Raw genomic sequence first — 24,323 nt, 5'->3', positions numbered from 1 at the left:
AGGCGCGGGAGATCCTGCGGATGCGGTCCCTGCTGGAGCGGATGCTCGCCGTCCACACCGGCAAGAAGGAAGAGGACATCCGCAAGGACATCGAGCGTGACAAGATCTTCAGTGCCGACGAGGCCAAGGAGTACGGCCTGATCGACGAGGTCATCAAGACCCGGAAGTCCTCCCGGCTCGCCACCGCTCGCTGAGGTGCCGGGCCGGCGGTCCGACCCCGCGGTCGGAGCCTCGCGAGGCGTGACGTCTCGCGAGGCCGGCACGCGGTCGTCGGCCGTCGGCCGCTACCACACCCGACGCGCCGACGCGGTGAAACCCGGTCAGCAGTTCTCGTCCGTGACGCGATGGCCTAATGGGACTGCGTGGACGGGCGAGGACGGCCAAGGTGACCGTAGGCTGACCGGTATGAGCCGAGCGATTGGGCTCTCACCGGACGGCTCGGCGGGGTACCGTCCCCACGGGGATGGTTGCAGGCAGACACGCGACGACTGGGCGGTGTCAACCGCCCCTGACATGCAGGCGACACCATCGTCTGGACGAAGGGACTGAGTCCTCGGTGGCACGCATCGGTGATGGCGGTGACCTGCTCAAGTGCTCGTTCTGCGGTAAGTCGCAGAAGCAGGTGAAGAAGCTCATCGCCGGCCCTGGCGTCTATATCTGCGACGAGTGCATCGATCTCTGTAACGAGATCATCGAGGAGGAGCTGTCCGAATCCTCCGAGCTCAAGTGGGACGAACTGCCCAAGCCACGCGAGATCTACGAGTTCCTCGACAGTTACGTGGTGGGGCAGGAGACGGCGAAGAAGACCCTCTCCGTCGCGGTCTACAACCACTACAAGCGGGTCCAGGCGGGCGGATCCAGCGGTGACGGGAGCAAGGGCGAGGTCGAGCTCGCGAAGAGCAACATCCTGCTGCTCGGGCCGACGGGCTGCGGCAAGACGCTGCTCGCCCAGACTCTCGCGCGAATGCTCAACGTCCCGTTTGCCATCGCCGATGCCACCGCGCTGACCGAGGCGGGCTACGTCGGGGAAGACGTCGAGAACATTCTGCTCAAACTCATTCAGGCCGCCGACTATGACGTCAAAAAGGCCGAGACCGGGATTATCTACATCGACGAGGTCGACAAGATCGCCCGGAAGTCGGAGAACCCGAGCATCACGCGGGACGTGTCCGGTGAGGGCGTGCAACAGGCCCTGTTGAAGATCCTCGAAGGCACCACGGCCAGTGTGCCGCCACAGGGCGGGCGCAAGCACCCGCATCAGGAGTTCATCCAGATCGACACGACGAACGTGCTGTTCATCGTGGGCGGGGCGTTCGCCGGGCTCGACCGGATCATCGAGTCGAGGATCGGCAAGAAGTCGCTGGGGTTCCGCGCCGTACTGCACGGCAAGGACGACCCGGACGGATCCGACGTCTTCGGCGACATCATGCCCGAGGACCTGCTGAAGTACGGCATGATTCCGGAGTTCATCGGCCGGCTCCCGGTGATCACCAGCGTGTCCAACCTGGATCGGGAGGCGCTGATCCGCATCCTCACCGAGCCGAAGAACGCCCTCGTCCGCCAGTACAAGCGACTGTTCGAGCTGGACAGCGTCGACCTCGACTTCACCTCGGACGCGCTCGAGGCCATCGCGGACCAGGCGATCCTGCGTGGGACCGGTGCCCGCGGGCTGCGAGCGATCATGGAAGAGGTCCTGCTCTCGGTGATGTACGACATCCCGAGCCGCAAGGACGTGGCCCGGGTCGTCGTCACCCGCGAGGTCGTGCTGGAGCACGTCAATCCGACGCTGGTCCCGCGCGACGTCGTGTCCAAGCGGCCTCCCCGCCAGGAGAAGTCGGCCTGACGGCGCCCACTCAGTGCATCCCGTGCGTCGGGTCCAGCGCGGTCAGGGTCCGGCGGGCCTCAGCCAGATGGTAGAAAGACCCGGTCACCAGGATCGCCCCACCCGGCCCCGCCGCGTCCCGCAGGGCGTGGCGGACGGCGCAGCCGACGTCGGAGGCGGCGTGGGCCGGCATCCCCCGCGCCCGCGCCGCGGAGACCAGGCGCTCGGCGTGGATGGCCCGCGGTGACGCCGGTTCGCAGGCGATCAGCGAGCTGATCGGTTGGTGGCGCAGTTCCGCGAGAGTCCCTTCGTAGTCGTGACCGCGCAGCGCCCCGTAGACGACGGTCCACTCCCGCCCGGGGAACTCCTCACCCAGGGACCGGGCGAGCGCCGCGCCCGCTGCCGGGTTGTGCGCCCCGTCAAGCACGCACAGCGGCTGTGCGCGTACGATTTCCAGGCGTCCCGGCGCCCGAACGCCCCCGAGACCGGTCCGGACCACGGCGTCGGGGAGGGGATGACCGGCGAAGGTCTCCACGGCGGCCAGGGCGCACGCCGCGTTGGCATCCTGATAGGCACCGTGCAGGGACAGCCGCACGTCGTCGTAGCGCGCCTGCGGGGTGCGGAAACCGCCCCGTCGACCCGCCGCGTCCGGCTGGCCGGCGACCGCGGCGAAGTCCTGGCCCAGCCGCAGGATATCCGTGGCCGGGGTCCGGGCGAAGATGTCGTAGAAGCGGGGGTCCACCTCACCGAGCACCAGGTGACTGCCGGGCTTGACGATCCCGGCCTTCTCGCGGGCCACGCCCGCCATACTCCCGGCGTAGTCCAGATGATCCGCGCCGATGCTGGTGACGACCGCGACCCGCCCGTCGGCGATGTTCGTGGCGTCCCAGCGGCCGAGCAGGCCCACCTCGACCACGGCGACGTCGACGGCCAGGTCGGCGAACCATCGGAAGGCGGTGGCCGTCAGCAGCTCGAAGAAGGTGGGCCGTCCGCTCATCGGGGCGGCCGCGTCCAGGACGGTGCCCACGCAGCGTCCGAATTCCTCGTCGCCGATCGGTTGGCCGTCGACGACCAGGCGCTCGTTCACCCGCTCCAGATGCGGACTGGTGTACAGCCCCACCCGCAGCCCCGCCGCGCCCAGCAGCGCCGAGATGATCCGCGCCGTCGAGGTCTTGCCGTTCGTGCCGGTCAGATGGATCAGCGGAACCGCCCGGTGCGGATCCCCGAGCCGGCCCGCCAGCTCCCGCATCCGGTCGAGGCTCGGCACCGGCCGACCCGCCGGCATCGTCTGCTTCTCGAGATCCACCGTGTTGTTCAGGGCGGCCCACGCCGACTCGTACGTCCACTTCACAGGCTGGTTCCACTTCACAGGCTGGTTTCGCCCTCCTTCGACCTGGGGTCGACAGTAGTCCGCGGGAGTCTGCGGGCAGGTGCGCCGGACGCGTCCTCTGCGGGGGGGAGCGCGGGCACCTGCGCGGGCACTTGCGTGGGCGGGAGTGAACCCGGTGGACCCGGACCATCGGGCCGTACCATCGGGGATGTGACAGGCGCCGCCGGGACCACCGGAACCACCCATGATCCTGATCATGAGCGGGAGGGCCCACGCGCGTTCGCGGCCGAGTGCTCCCGGCGCCGCGAGGTCCGCGCCCGGCCGGGCTTCGACCGGCTGAACCGTCTGCTGGATCTGCTCGGCCAGCCGCAGCGGGCCCTTCCGAGCATCGTGGTGACCGGCTCGGTGGGGAAGAGCTCCACGATGTCGGCGATTACCGCGCTGCTGCACTCGTTCGGCATCCGCGCGGGATCGTTGAGTTCGCCGGGCTGGCTTGGGGCCGAGCAGCGGGTGGGGCTGGCCGGCGCCACGATCGATCCCGACGTCCTCGGCCGCGCCTACGCCGATATCGCGCCGTACCTGCCGCTGATCGAGGACGACGGCCGGCTGAGCGCCTTCGAGCTGCTTGCCGCCGTGGTCTTCGCCGCCTTCGCCGACGCTCCCGCCGACCTCGCCGTGATTGAGTCCGGCTGGGACGACGCCGGCGAGCTGAGCGCACTGCTCGACGCGCCGGTGTCGGTCGTCACCCCCGTGGCGGTGGGCGAGCGGGAGCCGGCGGCGGGCCTGGACCGGATCACCGCGCGGACGGCGGGGGTCATCCGCGCCGACACCCTGGTCGTGCTGGCCCAGCAGGTCCTGCCCGCCGCGCAGGCGCTGCTGCGGCGCGCCGCCGAGACCGGGGCGACGGTCGCCCGGGAGGGGCTGGAGTTCGGCGTACTCGGCCGGCAGGTGGCTGTCGGGGGGCAGATGATCACACTGAAGGGACTGGGCGGCACCTACGAGGAGATCTTCCTGCCGCTGCACGGCGCGCATCAGGCCCACAACGCAGCGGTCGCGCTGGCCGCGGTCGAGGCGTTCCTCGGCGGCGGGCGCAACCAGCTCGACGTCGATGCGGTCCGCGCCGGTTTCGCCGAGGTGGACTCCCCCCGGGGCCGGCTGGAGGTCGTCCGCCGGTCCCCGACGATCATTCTTGACGTGGCCGACTCGCCCGTGGCGGCGGGCGCGCTGGCCGCGGCGCTCGACGAGGCGTTCACCTTCGACGTCCTCGTCGGGGTCATCGCCATCGAGCGCGAGGTCGAGGGTGCCGCCGCTCGGGACGGTGCCGCCGCTCGGGACGGTGCTGGCGGGCGGGATGCGGCGGAGCTCCTGGCCGTCCTGGAGCCGGTCCTGAACACGGTGGTGGTCACCGCCGGTGCCGGGCCCGGATCGCTGCCGGTCGACGGTCTCGCCGCGGTCGCCGTGGGTGTCTTCGGCGCCGACCGGGTGGAGGTCGTACCCCGGTTGGACGACGCGATCGACGCCGGGGTGCGCATCGCCGAGGAGGACGCCAATCTGGGGGGCGCCGGCGTGGTGATCACTGGTTCGGCATCTGTCGTGGGTCGGGCCCGGGCGTTGCTGCGCCCGTGACACGTCCTCCTGGGTTTCCCGACATGTTCCCGACGCGTTCCTGATGCGGTTGCGGGGTGTTTCCGGGACGCCGCGGTTCCGTCACGGTGCGGGCGTGGGCACCCTGTAAGTTGACGGGGGATCCTTGGGTCCCTCGTCAAGGACGACGAAGTCGATGATCGAGAAGGAGTACCGTGTTCGTCGAGCGCACCCTCATCCTGGTCAAGCCCGATGGCGTCAGCCGTGGCCTCGTCGGTGAGGTCGTCGGCCGGCTCGAGCGTAAGGGGCTCACGCTGGTGGCGCTCGAACTGCGCACGCTGGAGCGGTCCGTCGCCGAGACGCACTATGGCGAGCACGCCAGCAAGCCGTTCTTCGGTGAACTGGTCGACTTCATCACCTCCGGGCCGCTGGTGGCCCTCGTGGCCGAGGGGCCGCGTGCGGTGGAGGCGTCGCGTGGGCTGATCGGCGCGACCGATCCGGTCAAGGCCGCGCCCGGCTCGCTGCGTGGGGACTACGCGCTGGAGATCGGCCAGAACCTCGTGCACGGCTCGGACTCGCCGGAGTCCGCCAAGCGGGAGATCGACCTCTTCTTCCCGGGCCTGAGCTGACCGCGTAGCCGTTCACACCGACCGGGGCGTTCCCGAGACGTCCCGAGACGCCGCCGGTCGGATTCCGGGTGGCCTCTCAGGGCCTGGCCGGGACCGTAGGCGTGTCGCCCTCGTGATTCGTGGGTGTGCGCAAGGCGGTTCCGGCCCAAGGGTGACACGAAACCGGCCCATCACCGACCGGGGCGGCGAGGGGCCCGGTGTCGGTCTACCCTTCAAGTACTTGCCCGGAGCGTGTCCGGTGGGTCGCGGTAACCGACAGGGTCGTGGTCGGTGGCCGTGGTCGAATCCCCGGTGGGCGCCTGGGTCGTCCTGTTCGATCTACGAACTCTGTACGTGTTCCACGCGCTTCTCCGGCTCCTCGGTAGGCCGTGCCTGTCGGTCACGCCGGAGGCGGCCAGGACCGCATCCCCCGGGAAGGTCGGTACCCGACGATGTCCAGTTCGCTGTCGTTCCTCGGTCGTGACATGGCCGTCGACCTCGGTACCGCCAACACGCTGGTGTACGTGCGCGGCCGCGGGATCGTCCTCAACGAACCGAGCGTGGTCGCGATCAACACCACCACCTCGGGCATTCTCGCCGTCGGAACCGACGCCAAGCGGATGATCGGCCGGACGCCCGGCAACGTGGTGGCCGTGCGGCCGCTGAAGGACGGCGTCATCGCCGACTTCGAGACGACCGAGCGGATGCTGCGCTACTTCATCCAGAAGGTGCACCGGCGGCGCCATTTCGCCAAGCCCAGGCTGGTCGTGTGTGTGCCCTCCGGCATCACGGGAGTGGAACAGCGGGCCGTGAAGGACGCCGGCTACCAGGCCGGCGCCCGAAAGGTCTACATCATTGAGGAGCCGATGGCCGCGGCGATCGGCGCTGGTCTGCCGGTGCACGAGCCGACCGGCAACATGGTCGTGGATATCGGTGGGGGCACCACCGAGGTCGCCGTGATCTCACTGGGCGGCATCGTCACCAGCCAGTCGATCCGCACCGCCGGGGACGAACTCGACGTCGCGATCATCTCCTACGTCAAGAAGGAGTACTCGCTGATGCTCGGCGAACGCACCGCCGAGGAGATTAAGATGGCGATTGGGTCGGCGCACAAGGTTCCCGACGAGCCCAGCGCCGAGATCCGTGGGCGCGACCTGATCACTGGACTGCCGAAGACGATCGTGGTGACGGCGGAGGAGATCCGCAAGGCGATCGAGGATCCAGTCAACGCGGTCATCGACGCGGTGAAGGTGACCCTCGACCGCTGCCCGCCGGAGCTCTCCGGCGACATCATGGACCGCGGCATCGTCCTCACCGGCGGCGGGGCGCTGCTGCGCGGTCTCGACGAGCGGCTGCGGCAGGAGACCGGCATGCCGATCCACATCGCGGAGAATCCGCTGCATTCGGTTGCAATGGGGTCGGGCAAGTGCGTGGAGGAGTTCGAGGCCCTACAGCAGGTACTGATCTCCGAGCCGCGGCGCTAGGGATTCGGAATAAAATAACTTGTTCACTTCGGGGTCCTCGCGAGCCCGTGACCTGCGAAGACGCATATTGGCTTGCATTAATTACTTCATTACGAATTCTAGGCGGTTGCGCAGGGCCCTTGCCGATCCCTTCCCATTGGACCGATCCTTTCCCATTGGAATAGCCGGAGCGGCGCCTGGTGCCGCGTGGCCGTCGCCGCGTGGCACCGGATCGCGCAAGAGTGTGTTCGGAGGGTGTTGTGGGCCGTGGCACGAGGCGATCCCGCCTGGTGATCGTCGCCCTGCTCATCGTCGCCTTCACCCTGATCACCCTGGACTACCGGACCGGGAGATCGGCCACCGGAGCACGCGGGGTCCTGCACTCGATCTTCGGGGGGGTCGAGAACGGCGTTACGACGGTCACCCGCCCGATCGGCCGGACCGTCTCCTCCCTGACACACCCGAACCGCTATCACGACCGGGCGGACCGACTCGCGGAGGAGAACGCCCGCCTGCGCCGCCAGATCGCCGACGACACCGAGATCGGCCGGATGTCAACCGAACTCGCAGATCTTCGTTTGCTGGCAGATAAGGGCCAGTACACCGTCGTGCCGGCAAAGGTGATTGCGGTCGGTGACGTGACGGGGACGGACTGGACCGTCACCATCAACGCCGGCAGGGCCGACGGCATCGTGGTCGACAAGACCGTGCTCAATGCCGACGGGCTGGTCGGCACGGTGTCCGGCGTGACCGAGCACACCGCAATCGTCCGGCTGGCCTGCGACCCGGGCAGTCACATCGGAGCCCGGCTCGAACGCACCCAGCTGCTCGGTGCCGTGGTCGGTGGGCAGGGACCAAGCACGTTGACCTTCACGCTGTACGACGCCTCGTACCGGGTGCAGAAGGGCGATCGGCTGGTCACCTTTGGCAGCCTCGACTACGTCGCCGGCGTCCCGATCGGTGCAGTCACCAAGGTCACCGACGTCGATGGTCTGTCGCGGACCGCCGAGGTCAGACCGTACGCGTCGGTCGGCACTCTGGACCTGGTCGGAGTGGTGGTTGGCAAGCCACCGGCTGACCCCGGCGACCGGGTACTGAAGCCCAGGCCGGTGCCGACCGAGCCGGCTGCGCTTGTCCCGCCGGCCCCGCCGTCCCCCACTGCCGGGTCGCCGGTGGGGGGATCACCGGCCGGGGCGGCATCCGGTGTCCGGGGCGGAGCGGGTTGAGCGTGATGTGGGGCACCGCCGGCCCTGAGGAGACCCTGCGCGGGCGCGCCGTCGTGGCCGCGGTCGTGCTCCTGACCGTCGCCCTGATCCTCCAGGTCTCCGTGATTGCCCGGTTGGGCCTGCCCGGCGGCCGGCTCGACCTCATGCTCGTCCTGTTGGCGGCGATCGCGCTGATCGAGGGGCCGCTGCTCGGCGCGGTCGCCGGCTTCGTGGCGGGATTGCTGGCCGATCTGTCCTCCACTCATGTTCTCGGTCAGACTGCTCTCGTTTTGTGTCTGATCGGTTACGCTGTCGGACTGGCGATGGATGCGGCGGAGCGGTCGGTGGTGGTTCCCCTGGCGGCGATCGGTGGGGCGAGTGTGCTGGGCACTCTCGGGTACGCCGCCACCACCTCGATCCTCGGTGAGGCGGCGTTGACGGGAGGTCAGGCTGTGCTGCGGGCGTTGGCGGCCGGCGTCTACGCCCTCCTGCTCACCCCGTTCCTGTTCCCGTTGCTGCTCGCGGGCTCCCGGCGGCTGGCCGGCGGTCGGCGGCGGGAGTCGCGATGAACGACCGGGTGCGGGTCCGCGTCCTGCTGCTGCGCGTGCTGGTCGTTTCCCTGCTCATCACACTCGGCGCGCGGCTGTGGGTACTCCAGATCCTGGACGGTGACCGGTACCGCCGGGTCGCCGAGACCAACCGGGTCCGCGAGGTGGTGACGCCCGCGACCCGGGGGATGATCCTTGACGATAAGGGGCAGGCCCTCGTCCGCAACCGTACGTCGCTGGTCATCTCGGTGAACCGGTCGACCACGGATCGGCAGGCCGACCAGGGCCGGGCCGTCCTCGCCCGCCTCGCCGCGGTGATCGGCACCCCCGTGGACGAGCTCGCCCGGCGGATCCGGTTCTGTAGCGCCCAGGTGAAGCCGCCCTGCTGGAACGGATCGCCCTACCAGCCGGTACCGGTCGCCAAGGACGTCAGCCCGCAGCAGGCCCTCGCCGTCATCGAACATCCCGACCGCTTCCCCGGCGTCTCCGCCGACCTGCAGGCCGTCCGCGAGTACCCGCATGGCGCGCTGGCCGCGCACGAGCTGGGCTATCTCGCGCCGGTCAGTCAGGACCAGCTCGACAAGCAGGGGGATGAGAAGGGCTACCACCTCAACAGCCTGATCGGCGTTGCCGGCCTGGAGAGCACCTATGACGACGAGCTGCGCGGCACCGACGGGGTGGAACGCCTGGAGGTGGACCGGTTCGGCCGGGTGGCCGGTACCGCGTCGACCACCGCGCCGCTCAGCGGTGACCACCTGGTGCTCAACCTTGACCTCGACGTGCAGCAGGCGGTCGAGCAGGCGCTGACGGACACGATCAACAAGCTCGGGGGCGGCCCGCGCACCGCTTCCGCGGTCGTGCTGGACGTGCGCACCGGCGGGGTGGTCGCGATGGCGAGCCTGCCGTCCTACGACCCGTCGGTCTTCGTCGGCGGGGTCTCGGAGAACGACTACCGGGCGCTGTCCGATCCCGCGAACGGCATCCCGCTGCTCTCGCGGGCCTACCAGGGGTCGGGGGCGGCCGGCTCCACCTTCAAGGCCATCTCCGCCGCCGTCGCCTTGCAGAACCTGGGCGCCAAGGGGAACGACCTCTACGACTGCGTGCCCAGCCTGCAGATCGGTGACCAGGTCTTCCACAACTTCGACGGCCAGTCGGCCGGTCCGATCACCCTGCACCAGGCGCTGGTCATCTCCTGTGACGTCATCTTCGACAAGTTCGCCTACGACGCCTGGCTCGCGGACGGCGGGCTGCGCAACGGCCGTGGGCCCTATTCCGCCCCGAAAGAGTACTTTGTCAGGATGGCCCAGGCGATGGGCTTGGGCCGGACCACCGGGCTGGACCTGCCCGGCGAAACGCGGGGCTTCGTCGTCGACCGCGCCGGCGCCAAGGCGATCTGGGCGGAGCTCAAGGACTCCTACTGCCGGCGGGCCAAGAACGGCTACCCGGAGGAACCCGACCCGGCCAAGGCCGAGCGGTACCGCAAGTACGCCGCCGAGGCGTGCGTCGACGGCTATCTGTACAACGCCGGTGCCGCTGCCCAGTTCGCGATCGGCCAGGGCCAGTACCTGTCGCTGAGCCCGCTGCAGCTCGCCGTCGCCTATGCGGCCATCGCCAACGGCGGCACCCTGTACAAGCCCACCCTCGCCAAGGCCACCGTGTCTCCGGACGGCAAGGTCGTCAGGACCTTCGCGCCGCGCCGGGCCGGGACGCTGCCGGTCTCACCGGAGAACCTTGCTTACATCCGGGACAGCCTGCGGGGGGTGACGACGGAGGGCGGGGGCACCGCCACCGGCGTCTTCGCGGACTGGCCGAGCGACGTCGTCCCGATCGCGGCAAAGACCGGAACCGCCGAGGTCGAGGGCAAGGGGGACACCTCCTGGTTCGCCTCCTTCGCGCCGGCGAACGACCCCCAGTTCGCCGTCGTGGTCACCATCCCGGACTCCGGGACCGGCGCGGAGTTCGCGGCTCCGGTGGCCAAGCAGATCTACCAGGCGATCTACGGTGTCGGCCGGCCGGCGGCGATGCCGGGTGGGAAACCGCCGGCCGAGCCGCCGAAGATCAACCGGGACGGGACGATCGCGGCGTCGTCACCGCAGCCCGCCCCCGCGACGCCGACATCGCCGGCCGGATCGGCGCCGGTCCTGTCCGGCCCCCTGTCCGGCCCCCTGTCCGGTACCAGCGGCGCGGGCGCGACGGCGATGGGCCGGGCGCCACCCTGACGGCCACCTTGTGCCGTGAGGGCGGGGCCTCGGGATGAGGTGGGAGCCCAGGATGTGAATGTCGCGTCGGCGTGACGGTGGTGGCGGGAGGCGCAGTGGTAGACGAAGCGGGACCCACCGCACTTCGATCGTCTCCGGTGCCCATCCGGGGGCGGATCGGGCACCTGCGGGAGAGGGCTTCCGGACCCCACTCGCCGCTGCGCCGGCTCGACTGGCCGCTGCAGCTCTGCGTCATCGCGTTGTCCGTTCTCGGTGCTCTGCTGGTCTGGTCGGCGACCCGCCAGCGGCTCAGCGAGGCGGGCAGTGATCCCAACACCTTCCTCGATCGGCACCTGCTGAACCTGGCCATCGGGCTGGTGCTCGGCGCGGTTGCGACCGTCATCGACTACCGGGCGGTGCGGGCCTACGCGCCCTTCGTCTATCTCGGCTCGCTCGTCGGGCTCGTCGCGGTACTCCCGTTCGGTTCGACGATCAACGGCGCGCACTCGTGGATTGTGCTGCCTGCCGGCTTCCAGCTGCAGCCGTCCGAGTTCGCTAAGGTGGCGCTCGTGGTCGGCGTGGCGATGATCTTCGGTGAGAAACACGAGGACCGGCACACGGGAGTCCGGCGCGGCGCCCCCGGCCACGGTGACGTGCTGCTCGTGCTCGGGCTCACCGTGGTCCCGACCGGCTTGATCATGTTGCAGCCGGACTTCGGTACCGTCATGGTTCTGGTCTTCACCACCCTCGGCATGCTGGCGGTCAGCGGCGCGCCGCGCCGATGGGTGCTGGGGCTGATCCTCTGCGGTGTGCTGTTTGGCGGCGCGATCCTCCAGTTCCACCTCCTGAAGCCGTATCAGGAGGCCCGGCTGACCTCGTTCGTCTCCGAGAACAAGGCATCGTCCGGCACGGGCTACAACGTCGACCAGGCGATGATCGCGATCGCCAACGGCGGAATCTCCGGACGGGGCCTGCTGCACGGCCAGCAGACCCAGGGCCAGTTCGTCCCCGAGCAGCAGACAGACTTCGTGTTCAGTGTCGCGGGGGAGGAACTGGGATACCTCGGGGCTGGCGGAATCATCGTGCTGCTCGGCGTGGTTCTGTGGCGGGCCCTGTCAATCGGCTTCGACTCGCAGGACTCCTTCGGCACGCTCGTCGCCACCGGGGTCGTCTCCTGGTTCACCTTCCAGGCGTTCGTCAACATCGGCATGTGCCTGGGCATCATGCCGGTCACCGGCCTGCCGTTGCCTTTTCTCTCCTACGGCGGTTCGTCGATGTTCGCAAACATGATCGCTGTCGGGCTCCTGCAGAACGTGCGGCTGCGATCCCGATCGGACCCGTATGCCTCCTGAGCCCGCCCGGCTGCACTTCCCGCCCGGCCGAGCGTCGAGGTGGACCTGGCGCGTGCCGTAGGCTCGCATGCATGTCCGGACAGTCGCTGTTCGCTCGCCTGGAGCCGCTGCTCCCGCGGGTGCGAAGGCCCGTGCAGTACGTCGGAGGCGAGGGCAACTCCACGGTCAAACCCTGGGACTCCGCTGCCGTCCGCTGGTGCCTGATGTATCCGGACGCCTACGAGATCGGCCTGCCCAACCAGGGGCTGCAGATTCTGTACGAGATCCTCAACGAGCAGCCGGATGTGCTCGCCGAGCGCACCTACTCGGTGTGGCCGGACCTGGAAGCGTTGCTGCGCGAGCACGGGCTGCCGCAGTTCACGGTGGACGCCCACCGCGCGGTGGGCGATTTCGACCTGTTGGGCGTCAGTTTCGCCACCGAGCTCGGGTATACCAACCTGCTGACGGTACTCGATCTTGCCGGGATCTCGTTGCACGCGGCCGAGCGCACCGACGCTGATCCGCTGGTCATCGCGGGGGGGCATGCCGCCTTCAATCCCGAGCCGATCGCCACGTTCGTCGACGCCGTCGTGCTCGGCGACGGCGAGCAGGCCGTGCTGGGCATCACCGACGTGGTTCGCGCCTGGAAGGCGGCCGGGAGTCCCGGTGGCCGGGGCGAGCTGTTGCACTGGCTGGCCCGTCGGCGCCTGGTGTACGTGCCGGCGTTCTACGACGTCTCCTACCGGCCCGACGGCCGTATTCGGTCGGTCACCCGCAACCGGGACGACGTGCCGGTCCGGCCGAGCAAGCACACGCTGTCCGATCTCGACTCCTGGCCGTATCCGAAGGCTCCGCTGGTCCCGCTCGCCGAGACGGTGCACGAGCGGATGAGCGTGGAGATCTTCCGCGGCTGCACCCGGGGCTGCCGGTTCTGCCAGGCCGGGATGATCACCCGTCCGGTGCGTGAGCGTAACATCGCCACCATCGGTGCGATGGTCGACGCGGGGCTGCGCGCGACGGGATTCTCCGAGGTCGGCCTGCTGTCGTTGTCGAGCGCGGACCACACCGAGATCGGCGAGATCGCCACCGGTCTCGCCGACCGGTACGAGGGCACCAACGTCTCGTTGAGCCTGCCGTCCACCCGGGTGGACGCCTTCAACGTCACACTCGCGAACGAGTTCTCCCGTAACGGCCGGCGTAGCGGGCTGACCTTCGCCCCTGAGGGCGGTTCCGAGCGGCTGCGCCGGGTCATTAACAAGATGGTCAGTGCCGAGGACCTGGTCCGCACCGTCAGCACCGCTTACGCTCACGGCTGGCGGCAGGTGAAGCTCTATTTCATGTGCGGCCTGCCGACCGAGACCGACGAAGACGTGCTGGAGATCGCCGACCTCGCCCGGGAGGTCATCCGGGCCGGTCGGCGGGTTAGCGGGCAGCGCGACATCCGCTGCACCGTGTCGATCGGCGGGTTCGTGCCCAAGCCGCACACCCCGTTTCAGTGGGTGGGGCAGGCGCCGCACGAGGTGACCGACGCTCGGCTGAAGCTGCTCCGTGATGCCGTGCGCGCCGATCGTGAGGTGGGTCGGGCGATCGGTTTCCGTTACCACGACGGTCGGCCAGGCATCATCGAGGGCCTGCTGGCTCGCGGTGACCGCCGGGTGGGTGCGGTGATCGAACGGGTCTGGCGGGACGGTGGCCGCTTCGACGGCTGGAACGAGTACTTCTCGTTCGAACGCTGGGAGTCCGCGTGCGCGGCGGAGCTCGGACCGCTGGGGGTGTCGCTGGACTGGTTCACCACCCGCGAGCGTGACGAACGCGAGGTGCTGGCCTGGGATCACCTCGACGCGGGCCTCGACCGGGACTGGCTGTGGGCCGACTGGCAGGAAGCGCTGAGCGGGAATGAGCTCGATGACTGTCGCTGGACACCCTGCTACGACTGCGGGGTCTGCCCGACGATGGGCACCGACACCCAGATCGGCCCGACCGGACGTCGACTGCTCCCCGTGCTTGCGGTGTCGAACCTCCAGGGCCCCGGGTCCGGGCAGGCCGAGCGACCGCAGCCAGCCGTTCAACCCGATCCCGCGACCGCGTCGCGGCTCGCCCCGGCTCCGGTGGGCAGTGGCGCGGCGACCTGAGGGACCGCCGCCTCCGCCGGTGGTCGAACGGGTGCGACTTCGTTTCGCGAAGCGGGGCCGGCTGAGATTCCTCTCACATCGGGACGTGGCGCGCACGTTCGAGCGCGCGTTGCGCCGAGCCGGGGTCCCGATGGCCTATTCGGCGGGATTCAGTCCGCATCCGCGGATCTCGTGGCTGGGCGCCGCGCCGACCGGGGCGGCCAGTGAGGCCGAATACGTCGAGCTGGCCCTGGCGGCCTCGGTCGATCCGGATGCGCTGCGGGTCGGCCTGGACGCCGTTCTTCCGCCGGGGCTGGACGTGCTCGCGTGCCGCCGGGCGGAAGGCGGCGGCCTCGCCGAGCGGATCGACGCCTCGCGGTGGTCGGTACGGCTGCCGGGTGCCTCAGCTCCGGAGGTCTCCGCCGCCGTGCGGGAGCTGTTGCGCCGCGACATGGTCGAAGTTGAGCGGGCGACGAAGGACGGCCGGCGACGGTTCGATGTGCGCGCGGCAGTGGTCTCCGCCGTTTGCCGCGCAGAGAACGACACGTGTGCGATACTAGAGATGGTCGTGCGGCACACGACGCCCGCTGTACGACCAGACGACGTGCTGACCGCCCTAGGCGTGGTAGCCAGCCTGCGCTCGTCGGTGCCGCCCGAGTCTACCCGGCTCGAACAGGGCCGACTGCGTGAGGACGGCACTGTGGCGGACCCGCTGGCGCAGGACCGCAACGGCGCTGGCCGGCTGGTGGGTTGAACCTCAGCGTGTTGCAGGGCGTCGCAGGATTCCCGGCGGTACCCGCGCCGGACCGAGACAGCGGCTTCTGCGCGGTCGCGACTGCATGAGCAGCGCGCCCGGGAGCCCGAGAGGCTTCTTAACCCGTGCCCGACGACGATCTGACTATCCAGACTGAATCTGAGCCCACCCGACCGGCAGCGCATAGGCGCAGGGCCGCGGGACGAGCGGCAGGCCCACCCGTTGATGAGCATGTCACCGCCGGGCCGAGCGTGACCGATGTGGCGCCAGCCGGGAATCCGGTTCCGGACCCGGCCGTCGCCCAGGTCCCGGGCGGGCCCCTTCCAGACGAGACCTCCGGCGACGCGCCCTCGGCGCAGGCCGAGGGCCGGCGCCGTCGCCGGGACGCCGGTTCGACTACCCGCGCCCGGACGGCCCGCGGCTCCACCAGGGCCAGGATGGAACCGGCGGATACCGCCGAAGCCGACGCTCCCTTGACCACCCCGGTCGGCGAACCAGTTCCGGTCGATAAACCCGCCACCGTCGAATCCGTCACTGTCATCCCGGCCCCGCACGACACGGCGGAGGCCACCGGACCGGTGCCGGCGCGGCGCGCCCGGGTGGCACGCAGCCGCCGCGCGGTGCGTGAGGTGACCGAGGTGGCGGTCGCCCCTCTCGCCGAGGAGGTGTCGCGGGACGTCGTATCGCCGGACGTCGCTGCGAAGCCGAAACGGACCAGGGCCCGTCGTGCCATCTCCGGATTGATGACGCCCGCTGCCGCGGTGCCGGACCCGGCCGCTGCGACCGCCCTCGGTCCGGCGATGCCGGATGTCGGTGCGACCGGGTCCGTCGGTGTACCCGCGGGTTCGACCGCCGCCGTGGCGTCGGCTCCCGACACGCCCGGGCCCGCGGAACCGGAGTCCGCGCAGCCCGGGACCGATGAGCCCGGTGTCGCCGAGCCGGTGGCCCGGGAGTCGACCGCTGAGTCGAGCTCTGCCGAGCCCGAGGTCGGCAGCAGCCGGAGTGCGGTGACAAAGGCCAGGCGGGCGACCGCTCCGACCTGGGCCGGGATCCATAACGAGCTGGTCGTCGAGCCGGCGATCCGTCCCGTGCTCCGGCGACCGGTCGCCATGGTGACCTTCCAGGCTCCCGAACCGGCGGTCGTGGAGGCTCGCTGGCGGCGTGCCGCCGAACTCGGATCCGCCGCCACCGCGGTGGACTCCGTGGCGGGCACGGCGTTCCCGTCCGCCGAGCGGCAGCATGCCGAGGCACCGGCTCATCCCCGGGACGAGGCGGACGTGGTCACCGATCTCGACACGACCGATCTCGACACGACCGATCTCGACACGACCGATCTTGACACGATGGGCGACCTCGCGGGCGGCGAGGAGGACAGCGAATTCGACGACGACCCGGACGGGGGCGGCTCGGCCTCCACCCGCCGTCGGCGCCGTGGTCGCCGTGGTCGTGGTCGGGCCCGGGGCGACGAGGACGGCGTGGAGTCCGGCCCGGAGGACGGCGTCGCGGCCGCGGACGACACGGGTCGCGAGGGTGTGGCGCAGGACGCGGACGGTGCGGACGGCTCGTCCGCGGCCGGGCAGGGAACCGGATCGGTGCCGGCCGGCGCGTCGGATGAGGGCGCCGAGACGCCCCCCGGCGCGGCGGAGGAAAACGCCGAGCGTGACGGTGAGGACGAGGACGACCGGCTGGGAGGGGCCCGCCGCCGCCGGCGGCGGCGGCGGCGCGCCGGCGGCGACGAGCCGGCGCTCGCCGACGGCCCGCCGAACACGGTCGTCCACGTCCGGGAGACCCGCAAGGACGAGGACCTAGTCCGGGGGCTGAGCGGGTCCACCCGTCTGGAAGCCAAGCGTCAGCGGCGCCGGGAGGGTCGCGACAGCGGTCGGCGTCGGCCGCCGATCGTCACCGAGGCGGAGTTCCTGGCCCGGCGGGAGTCAGTCGAACGCCGGATGGTCGTCCGCCACGCGGGGGACCGCACCCAGATCGCCGTGCTGGAGGACGGGGTACTCGTCGAGCACTTCGTGACCCGGGCGAGCTCGGCGTCCTACGCGGGCAACATCTACCTCGGCCGAGTGCAGAACGTGCTGGCCAGCATGGAGGCGGCCTTCGTCGACATCGGCAAAGGACGCAATGCCGTCCTCTATGCCGGCGAGGTCAACTACGACGCCTCCGGGCTGGACGGTCGGCCCCGCAAGATCGAGCAGGTACTCAAGTCCGGCCAGTCGGTCCTGGTCCAGGTGTCCAAGGATCCGATCGGGCACAAGGGCGCGCGGCTCACCAGCCAGATCAGCCTGCCGGGGCGGTACCTGGTGTTCGTCCCGGACGGGCAGAACGCCGGGATCAGCCGCAAGTTGCCGGACACCGAACGAGCCCGGCTCAAGAGCATCCTGAAGAAAATCACGCCCGAGGACGGCGGGGTCATCGTGCGCACCGCCGCCGAGGGTGCCAGCGAGGCCGAGCTGGAACGCGACATCGAGCGGCTCGCCGCCCAGTGGGAGGACATCGAGCGCAAGGCGAAGAAGGCGTCGGCGCCCTCGCTGCTCTACGGCGAGCCGGACCTGGTCGTCCGGGTGATCCGGGACATCTTCAACGAGGACTTCACCGAGCTGGTCGTCCAGGGCTCAGGTGAGGCCACCACGATCGAGGAGTACATCGACACAGTGGCTCCCGATCTGCGGCCGCGGATCCGCCGCTACACCGGAACCGGTGACGTTTTCGCCGAGTACCGGGTAGACGAGCAGCTCGCCAAGGCCCTCGACCGCAAGGTCTGGCTGCCCTCGGGTGGATCGCTCGTCATCGACCGGACTGAGGCGATGACGGTCATCGACGTCAACACGGGCAAGTTCACCGGCAAGGGCGGCAATCTCGAGGAGACGGTCACCAAGAACAACCTGGAGGCCGCCGAGGAGATCGTCCGTCAGCTGCGGCTGCGGGATATCGGTGGCATCATCGTCATCGACTTCATTGACATGGTTCTGGAGAGTAACCGGGAACTGGTCCTGCGCCGGCTCACCGAGTGCCTTGGCCGGGACCGTACCCGGCACCAGGTCGCCGAGGTGACCAGTCTCGGGCTGGTCCAGATGACCCGCAAGCGGGTGGGGCAGGGCCTGCTGGAGGCTTACAGCGAGCCGTGCGTGCACTGCAACGGCCGGGGGGTGGTCATCCACCTCGACGGCGGCAGCGGTGCACACGCCGCAGTCGGCGTGCCGAGCGGGACCATCGTGTCCGGTGCCGGTCAGCCGACTCCGGTGGCGGTGCCCGCGCCCGCGCCGGCGGAGGGGCCCGGGTCCGGTCGTCGGGCCCGCTCCTCGTCCACGCGTGCCGTGTCCACGCGTGCCGTCGATGACCCCACGATCATCGCCGCCGCCGCGTCGGCCGGGCCCACGTCCGTATCCGAATCCGAGGCGTCCGCCGGGTCCGGCGAACCTGGTGGATCCAGCGAACCCGGCGGATCCGTCGCATCATCGACGCCTGGCGCCGCGGAGAACGTCGCCGTGACGGCTGGCGAGGGTGCGATGGCTGGCGAGGGCGTCACCGCCGCGGATACGGTGCCCGCGCATGCGGCCGACAGTGCGGCAGGGCCGGCGGACGTGGCCGCGGCTGCCGCCGCCCCGGGACCCGTGGCAGCCGGCTCCCCAGCTGGGTCGAACGGGCAGGTGCCCGTCGGCGGTGGCTCCGGCGCGGGCGGCTTCGAGGATGCCCTGCCGCCGGTGTACGCCAACTCCGATGATCCCGACAGCCTCGCGACCGCGGACAACGCCTTGCCCACTGCGGGCAAACCGGCCCGGAGCCGACGGCGGCGGGCCTCCCGGCCGGTGTCCAAGCCGGCCGAGTCGCTGGAGTCCGTGCCCTCGGCGGAGCCCCCGAGCTGATCGAGGCCTGGCGGAGAGCCGGACCGGCCGTTCAGGCGGCGGTCGGCCCGGCCCGACTCGGACCGGCGGCCGGGCCCGGGCGCACGAGCCCGCGGCCGGCATTCTCCCGCAGCAGCAGATCGAGGGTGGTCCGGGAACGGGACAGGGCTACCTCGACTGCCTGACGGGCCCGTCCTGGATCGCCCATCTGCAGGGCATAGGAGGCGATGGTCAGCGACTGCACCAGATCGTCCTGATCGGCGAGGCTCGGGCTCATCCGACCGCGTAGGACCGGCTCGTCGGCCGTGTAGGCCGCATCGGCGGGGTCGGCCGCGTCTCCTGCGTCTCCCGCCTCGAGATCACCGGGCGGCCGGCCTGCCGTCCTGGAATCGGGCAACCCCCAAGCGGATGGACCCCGTCGGCGCAGCGCGATCCATCCGGCCGCGGCCGCGGTGCCCAGCGTCCAACAGGCGCCTGCCCAGGGCGGTAGGCCGGCGAAGGCCGTGAGAGTGAGACCGACGACGACCAGCACGGTCAGCGCGCCCGTCGCGGCGGGGACCGTGCCGGGAACCGAGCCATAACGACGGGCGGCGGTGGCCGCCGGGCGGCAGACGACGGCCAGAGCGACGGCGGTACCGGCTCCTGCGGCCCAGACCACCAGCTGCCAGTACATCCTCGTCACCCCCGACGCGATCTCATTCCCGGCGTCGAAGCTTCACGATCCATCGTGGAACTCCGCCATGTGGACGTTCCATGCTTCTCCCTCCTCGGCGGCCTACACCATGGCCCGTCCGGGTCATCCCTGGATATGACCCGGATGAGCGGGGCGAGGAGCCGCGATGAGATCCGCCCGGCGGGGCCCCGTCGCGTGCGGGATGCGTGACTGCCATGCGGGGGATGCGCGGGACGGAATGGGCGGTATGCGGCGGGCGGTCCTTCGCCCCACTCCGGATGACCTGTAAGGTGGAGTCCGCATGCTCATCCGGACTGAGCGATGCTCGCTATCGGGCAATGCTCGCTGGATGACCGCCGATCGGCCGCGTTCCGGTCGATCGCGGCTCATGCGCACCCAAAGCTCCGTGGGGAACGCCGTTCCGGGTTCCGTGCGGTCACAGAGGCATAACAACAGCAGGGAGATCTGGTGTACGCGGTCGTTGCCAGCGGCGGCAAGCAGCACAGGGTCGCCGTCGGCGATGTCGTCGACGTCGAGCTCCTTCCCGGAGAGCCGGGCGCGGCCGTGAACCTTCCGGCGCTCCTGCTCGTCGATGGCGAGTCGGTCACCCACGACGCTGACGCTCTCGCGTCCGTCGCGGTCACCGCCGAGGTCGTCGGCGTCGTCAAGGGTCCGAAGATCCGGATCCACAAGTTCAAGAACAAGACCGGCTACCATAAGCGCCAGGGTCACCGCCAGAAGCTGACGCGTCTCAAGGTGACCGGCATCGAGACCGGGAAGGCCTGAGCGGGATGGCGCACAAGAAGGGCGCGAGTTCCTCGCGCAACGGGCGGGATTCGAGCGCGCAGCGGCTGGGCGTGAAGCGCTTCGGCGGTCAGTACGTGAAGGCCGGCGAGATCATCGTTCGTCAGCGTGGGACCCATTTCCACCCGGGTGAGCTGGTCGGGCGCGGTAAGGACGACACGCTGTTCGCGCTCTCGCCCGGGCACGTGCAGTTCGGTCACCGGCGGGGCCGTCGGGTCGTGAATGTGGTGGCCGAGGCGGCGGTACCCGCCTGATCTGGTCGTCAAGGCCACGCTGTCGGTTCGACAGCGTGGCCTGGGCCGCCGTCAGGTGGCGATCTCGGCGATCACCGGTGAGCCAGCAGCCGCGCGTACCACCGCCCTGCCGAGCGTGGTTGCGCGGCTTTGGTGCGTCTCTCGCAGGGAGGGACTCGCGGGGAGGGATGTGGAGAGGAGGCGGTGATGCCGACGTTCGTCGACCGGGTGGTGCTGCACGCGGCGGCCGGGGACGGCGGTCATGGCTGTGCCTCCATCCACCGGGAGAAGTTCAAGCCGCTGGGCGGGCCGGACGGCGGTGACGGCGGCCGGGGTGGTGACGTCCGCCTCGTGGTGGACCCGAGCGTGACCACCCTGCTCGACTTCCACTTCCATCCGCATCAGCGCGCCTCCCGGGGACGCCCCGGCCAGGGGTCGAACCGGCACGGAGCGGACGGTGCGGACCTCGTCCTCCCGGTGCCGGACGGGACCGTCGTGCTGACGGAGGACGGCGAGCAGATCATCGACCTGGTCGGACCGGGCAGCGCGTTCGTACTGGCCCGCGGAGGCCGTGGGGGGCGGGGCAACGCGGCGCTCGCGTCGGCCCGCCGCAAGGCCCCCGGGTTCGCCGAACTCGGCGAGCCCGGCGAGCAGCTCGACGCCGTGCTGGAACTCAAGACCGTGGCCGACGTCGCGCTCGTCGGTTTTCCCAGCTCCGGCAAGTCCTCCCTGGTGTCGGTGCTCAGCGCGGCCAAGCCGAAGATCGCCGACTATCCCTTCACCACGCTGGTGCCCAATCTCGGTGTGGCGCAGGCGGGTGATCATCCACCCTACACGGTCGCGGACGTCCCCGGCCTGATACCGGGCGCCAGCGAGGGACGCGGGCTGGGCTTGGAGTTCCTCCGGCACATCGAACGCTGCTCGGTGATCGTGCATGTGCTGGACTGCGCCACCCTGGAACCGGGCCGTGATCCGATGGCCGACCTCGACGTCATCGAGGCCGAGCTCGCCGCCTACTCCGCCGATCTGTCTGACCGTCCCCGGCTGGTCGTCCTCAACAAGATCGACATTCCGGACGCCGCGGAGCTCGCGGAGCTCGTCGCCCCCGAGCTGCGAGCCCGTGACCTCGCGGTCTTCGCGGTGAGTACCGCGACCCGACGTGGCGTGCACGCGCTGTCCCTGGCCCTGGCCGACATCGTCGCCCAGCACCGGGCGGCCGCGCCGGCCCGGGCGGCGACCCGCATCGTGCTGCGTCCCCGCGCGGTGAACGAGCCCGACTTCACGGTGCGCCCCCTCGGCGACGGTTTCCTGATCACCGGGTCGAAGCCCGAGCGCTGGGTGCGGCAGACCGACTTCACCAACGACGAGGCGATCGGCTTTCTCGCCGACCGGCTCGCCCGCCTCGGCGTGGAGAAGGAGCTCGCCCGCCTCGGCGCCATCGCGGGAGTGGAGGTGACCATCGGCGAGGTCACGTTCGACTGGGAGCCGACGCTGAGCGGCGGCGGGCTGGGTAACGGCGGGCTGGGCGGCGATGATCAGCCGGATGGCGACGGGCTCGCCGAGACCGGTCTGGGTGGTCGCGGGCCGGCCGGCACCGCGGCCTCCGGTGCGGCACCGTCACCCGGCCGAGGTGGGGACACGGGTTCCCCAGTGTCCCTCGGGCCGCGCGGGACCGACGACCGGTTGCGGGCCTCGGTGCGGTTGACCCGGGCCGAACGGATGGCTCGCCGCGCCGCCGTCGTCGCCGTCGCCGTCGACCCGGCGGTACGAGGAGAACCGGCGGTACAAGGAGAAGAAGAAGGATGAAGGCGTGCGTCCGTTCGTGACCGACGCGCGCCGGGTCGTCGTTAAGGTCGGTTCGTCCTCGCTGACGACGGCCGTCGGCGGTCTGGACGCCGACCGGCTCGAGGCGCTGGTGGCCGCGGTGCTGCCCCGGGCCGGACAACAACTGGTGCTGGTGTCCTCCGGGGCCATCGCCGCGGGTCTCGCCCCGCTCGGCCTGGCCCGGCGGCCGCGTGACCTCGCCACCCAGCAGGCGGCGGCGAGCGTCGGCCAAAGCTCGCTCGTACACAGCTACGCGGCGGCGTTCGGACGGGCCGGTCACCAGGTCGGCCAGGTGCTGCTGACGGCGACCGACGTGATCCGCCGCACCCACTACCGCAACGCCCGGACCGCGCTCGACCGGCTGCTCGAGCTCGACGTCATCCCGATCATCAACGAGAACGACGCGGTGGCTACCCAGGAGATCCGGGTCGGCGACAACGACCGGCTCGCCGCGATCGTCGCCCATCTCGTGTCGGCGGACCTGCTGGTGCTCCTGTCTGACGTGGACGGCCTGTACGACGCCAACCCCCGGCTGGGCCCGGCGACCATGGTGCGCGAGGTGCGTTCGGACACCGACCTGGACGGGCTGACCGCCCGGGGCACGGGCACCGCCGGTGTCGGGGTCGGCGGGATGGCCACCAAGATCGAGGCAGCCCGGATGGCGGCCTCCGGCGGCGTTACGGCGATCATTACTTCGGCCGCGAACGCCGCACCGGTGCTGCGGGGGGACGAGGTCGGCACCGTCTTCCACTCCACCGGGCCGCGTCGGGCCTCCCGCCTGCTCTGGCTGGCGCACGCGACCGCCCCCGAGGGCCGGCTGCACTTGGACTCCGGGGCGGTGGCCGCGGTGGTACGGCGGCGGGCGTCGTTGCTGCCCGCCGGGATAACCGGCGTGGAGGGGGACTTCGCCGCCGGGGACCCGGTGGACCTGGTCGACCCCGACGGGCGGTCCGTGGCGCGGGGGCTCGTTGCCTTCGACGCGGCGGAGCTGCCCGTGATGCTCGGGCGTTCGACGGCCGACCTCGCCATGGAACTCGGACCGTCGTACGAACGTGAGATCGTCCACCGCGACGACCTCGTGCTGCTGCTGCCGGCCCGCTGACCCGGCCGGCTATCTCACCCGGCCCGGGCTGAGGTGCCAGCCAGGCGCGCCGGCCCGTTTCCCGGCCCGGGACGAGCCGTTTCCCGGCCGGGACAAGGCCGTCCAGATAGCCATCCATATAATTAGACATATCGGCTGGGGAGGATGGCTTGGACGGCGATATTCCAGTGGAAACCGGCGACTATCGTGCCTCGTTTTCCGGAATTCGAGAGAGCCCATCAACAGCTCTCTCCCGGCATTCTGCCCCGGCTACCCGGAAAGTCGCCGATAAAACTGAAAAGGTCTCGGCGCAAAAAATGGCGACGGCGGCAAATAACGTTTCCGGAGTCGGGTAACCTTCCCTCGGCGGGCAAGATGTCGCATCTGTTGAGAGAGGTTATTTCGTCATGAGAATGCGTAAGACCGTGGGTCTCCTCGCCTCGGCCGGAGCCGCCGGCGCGCTGACGCTGGCATCGGCCCTTCCCGCGAGCGCGGATCTGAACAGTTCGAACGTCTTGATCGGCAGCGTCGCCAGGTGCCCGGCCAGCGCCGCGGTGGGCGTGGCGGTCCGCACGACGGCCGGCGAGTTCGACTCGTCCGGCGTCGGCGCCGGCGGCTTCTACAGCCTGAGCCTCCAGCAGGTTCCGGTGGCCGGCACAAGCGCCACCTTCAGCGTCCAGTGTTCCGACAACTCGGACAACTACGGCCGTACCTTCCCCCTCCAGAGACCGTTCAGTGGAGAGTCGGTCACCATAAACCTGTTCTCGTAGCCGGACATCTCCGTTGAAGACTCGATGAAATGATCCGATCCCTGGTCCGTCCGGCAATGCCGAAACGGCCACCACCGGAATCCGGTGGTGGCCGTTTCCCGATCCCGGGTCCTGGCCTGGGATGCGGTTTTCCCGG

At 70.3% G+C, this 24,323-nt stretch carries 19 protein-coding genes; 17 read left to right on the top strand and 2 right to left on the bottom strand.

All coding sequences use genetic code 11. The features are described 5' to 3' along the window. Together AC08OJ_RS07230 and clpX are read left to right on the top strand one after the other, a co-directional pair. Positions 1-194 (top strand): ATP-dependent Clp protease proteolytic subunit (locus AC08OJ_RS07230; protein WP_476595337.1); only part of this gene is annotated, 194 nt, incomplete at its 5' end. Between the two features lie 362 nt (positions 195-556). Continuing rightward, positions 557-1,843, top strand: a complete 1,287-nt coding sequence (gene clpX / locus AC08OJ_RS07225) for an ATP-dependent Clp protease ATP-binding subunit ClpX (RefSeq protein ID WP_462186098.1) — start codon at positions 557-559, stop codon at positions 1,841-1,843. A gap of 10 nt (positions 1,844-1,853) precedes the next feature. Here clpX and AC08OJ_RS07220 read toward each other — a convergent pair whose 3' ends face one another. Further along, positions 1,854-3,173, bottom strand: coding sequence for a bifunctional folylpolyglutamate synthase/dihydrofolate synthase (locus AC08OJ_RS07220; RefSeq protein WP_476595336.1), 1,320 nt, complete (start codon positions 3,171-3,173; stop codon positions 1,854-1,856). Positions 3,174-3,362: 189 nt separating this feature from the next. Here AC08OJ_RS07220 and AC08OJ_RS07215 point away from each other — a divergent pair, with 189 nt between their 5' ends. The 10 genes from AC08OJ_RS07215 (at position 3,363) to AC08OJ_RS07170 (ending at position 18,823) form a co-directional block, all read left to right on the top strand. Continuing rightward, a complete protein-coding gene (locus AC08OJ_RS07215; RefSeq protein WP_476592181.1) occupies positions 3,363-4,778 on the top strand; it encodes a glutamate ligase domain-containing protein in 1,416 nt (471 codons plus the stop codon). A 173-nt stretch (positions 4,779-4,951) separates the two neighbouring features. Continuing rightward, the gene (gene ndk, locus AC08OJ_RS07210) at positions 4,952-5,365 is read left to right on the top strand and encodes a nucleoside-diphosphate kinase (protein WP_476592182.1); all 414 of its coding nucleotides are present in this window, start codon (positions 4,952-4,954) and stop codon (positions 5,363-5,365) included. Between the two features lie 431 nt (positions 5,366-5,796). Then, on the top strand, positions 5,797-6,828 hold the full coding sequence (locus AC08OJ_RS07205; protein WP_011435655.1) for a rod shape-determining protein: 1,032 nt from the start codon (positions 5,797-5,799) through the stop codon (positions 6,826-6,828). A gap of 239 nt (positions 6,829-7,067) precedes the next feature. Beyond that, positions 7,068-8,033, top strand: coding sequence for a rod shape-determining protein MreC (gene mreC, locus AC08OJ_RS07200; protein WP_476592183.1), 966 nt, complete (start codon positions 7,068-7,070; stop codon positions 8,031-8,033). A 5-nt stretch (positions 8,034-8,038) separates the two neighbouring features. Continuing rightward, the gene (gene mreD / locus AC08OJ_RS07195) at positions 8,039-8,581 is read left to right on the top strand and encodes a rod shape-determining protein MreD (protein ID WP_476595339.1); all 543 of its coding nucleotides are present in this window, start codon (positions 8,039-8,041) and stop codon (positions 8,579-8,581) included. Continuing rightward, complete coding sequence (gene mrdA, locus AC08OJ_RS07190) at positions 8,578-10,779, top strand: penicillin-binding protein 2 (protein WP_476592184.1); 2,202 nt, start codon at positions 8,578-8,580, stop codon at positions 10,777-10,779. Before mreD ends, mrdA begins: the two co-directional genes overlap by 4 nt. 95 nt (positions 10,780-10,874) lie before the next feature. Further along, the gene (gene rodA, locus AC08OJ_RS07185) at positions 10,875-12,110 is read left to right on the top strand and encodes a rod shape-determining protein RodA (RefSeq protein ID WP_462186092.1); all 1,236 of its coding nucleotides are present in this window, start codon (positions 10,875-10,877) and stop codon (positions 12,108-12,110) included. Positions 12,111-12,181: 71 nt separating this feature from the next. Further along, positions 12,182-14,221, top strand: coding sequence for a TIGR03960 family B12-binding radical SAM protein (locus AC08OJ_RS07180; protein ID WP_476595335.1), 2,040 nt, complete (start codon positions 12,182-12,184; stop codon positions 14,219-14,221). After that, complete coding sequence (locus AC08OJ_RS07175) at positions 14,205-14,954, top strand: TIGR03936 family radical SAM-associated protein (RefSeq protein ID WP_476592186.1); 750 nt, start codon at positions 14,205-14,207, stop codon at positions 14,952-14,954. The genes AC08OJ_RS07180 and AC08OJ_RS07175 overlap by 17 nt, the downstream gene beginning before the upstream one ends. A gap of 437 nt (positions 14,955-15,391) precedes the next feature. Then, positions 15,392-18,823: an Rne/Rng family ribonuclease gene (locus AC08OJ_RS07170; protein ID WP_476595338.1), complete on the top strand. Its 3,432-nt coding sequence runs from the start codon at positions 15,392-15,394 to the stop codon at positions 18,821-18,823. A gap of 31 nt (positions 18,824-18,854) precedes the next feature. Here AC08OJ_RS07170 and AC08OJ_RS07165 read toward each other — a convergent pair whose 3' ends face one another. After that, complete coding sequence (locus AC08OJ_RS07165; RefSeq protein ID WP_476592187.1) at positions 18,855-19,475, bottom strand: MFS transporter; 621 nt, start codon at positions 19,473-19,475, stop codon at positions 18,855-18,857. Positions 19,476-19,943: 468 nt separating this feature from the next. Between AC08OJ_RS07165 and rplU the strand changes: the two genes are divergently transcribed. From rplU to AC08OJ_RS07140, 5 genes are all read left to right on the top strand, one after another. Next, positions 19,944-20,261 carry a 50S ribosomal protein L21 gene (gene rplU / locus AC08OJ_RS07160; protein WP_462186089.1) on the top strand — a complete coding sequence of 106 codons (318 nt, stop codon included), beginning with the start codon at positions 19,944-19,946 and terminating at the stop codon, positions 20,259-20,261. Positions 20,262-20,266: 5 nt separating this feature from the next. Further along, complete coding sequence (rpmA, locus tag AC08OJ_RS07155; protein ID WP_476592188.1) at positions 20,267-20,533, top strand: 50S ribosomal protein L27; 267 nt, start codon at positions 20,267-20,269, stop codon at positions 20,531-20,533. A 186-nt stretch (positions 20,534-20,719) separates the two neighbouring features. Beyond that, on the top strand, positions 20,720-22,318 hold the full coding sequence (gene obgE / locus AC08OJ_RS07150; RefSeq protein WP_476595334.1) for a GTPase ObgE: 1,599 nt from the start codon (positions 20,720-20,722) through the stop codon (positions 22,316-22,318). A 4-nt stretch (positions 22,319-22,322) separates the two neighbouring features. Further along, positions 22,323-23,438 (top strand): glutamate 5-kinase, encoded by a 1,116-nt coding sequence (gene proB, locus AC08OJ_RS07145; RefSeq protein WP_476592190.1) that lies wholly within the window; start codon positions 22,323-22,325, stop codon positions 23,436-23,438. Positions 23,439-23,824: 386 nt separating this feature from the next. Beyond that, positions 23,825-24,187: a hypothetical protein gene (locus tag AC08OJ_RS07140; RefSeq protein WP_476592191.1), complete on the top strand. Its 363-nt coding sequence runs from the start codon at positions 23,825-23,827 to the stop codon at positions 24,185-24,187. The last annotated feature ends 136 nt before the right edge of the window (positions 24,188-24,323 follow it).

The organism is Frankia sp. CgKIO3 (assembly GCF_977946435.1).
The sequence above is the reverse complement of the archived record's forward strand: the minus strand, read 5'-3'. Positions and strand labels throughout refer to the sequence as shown.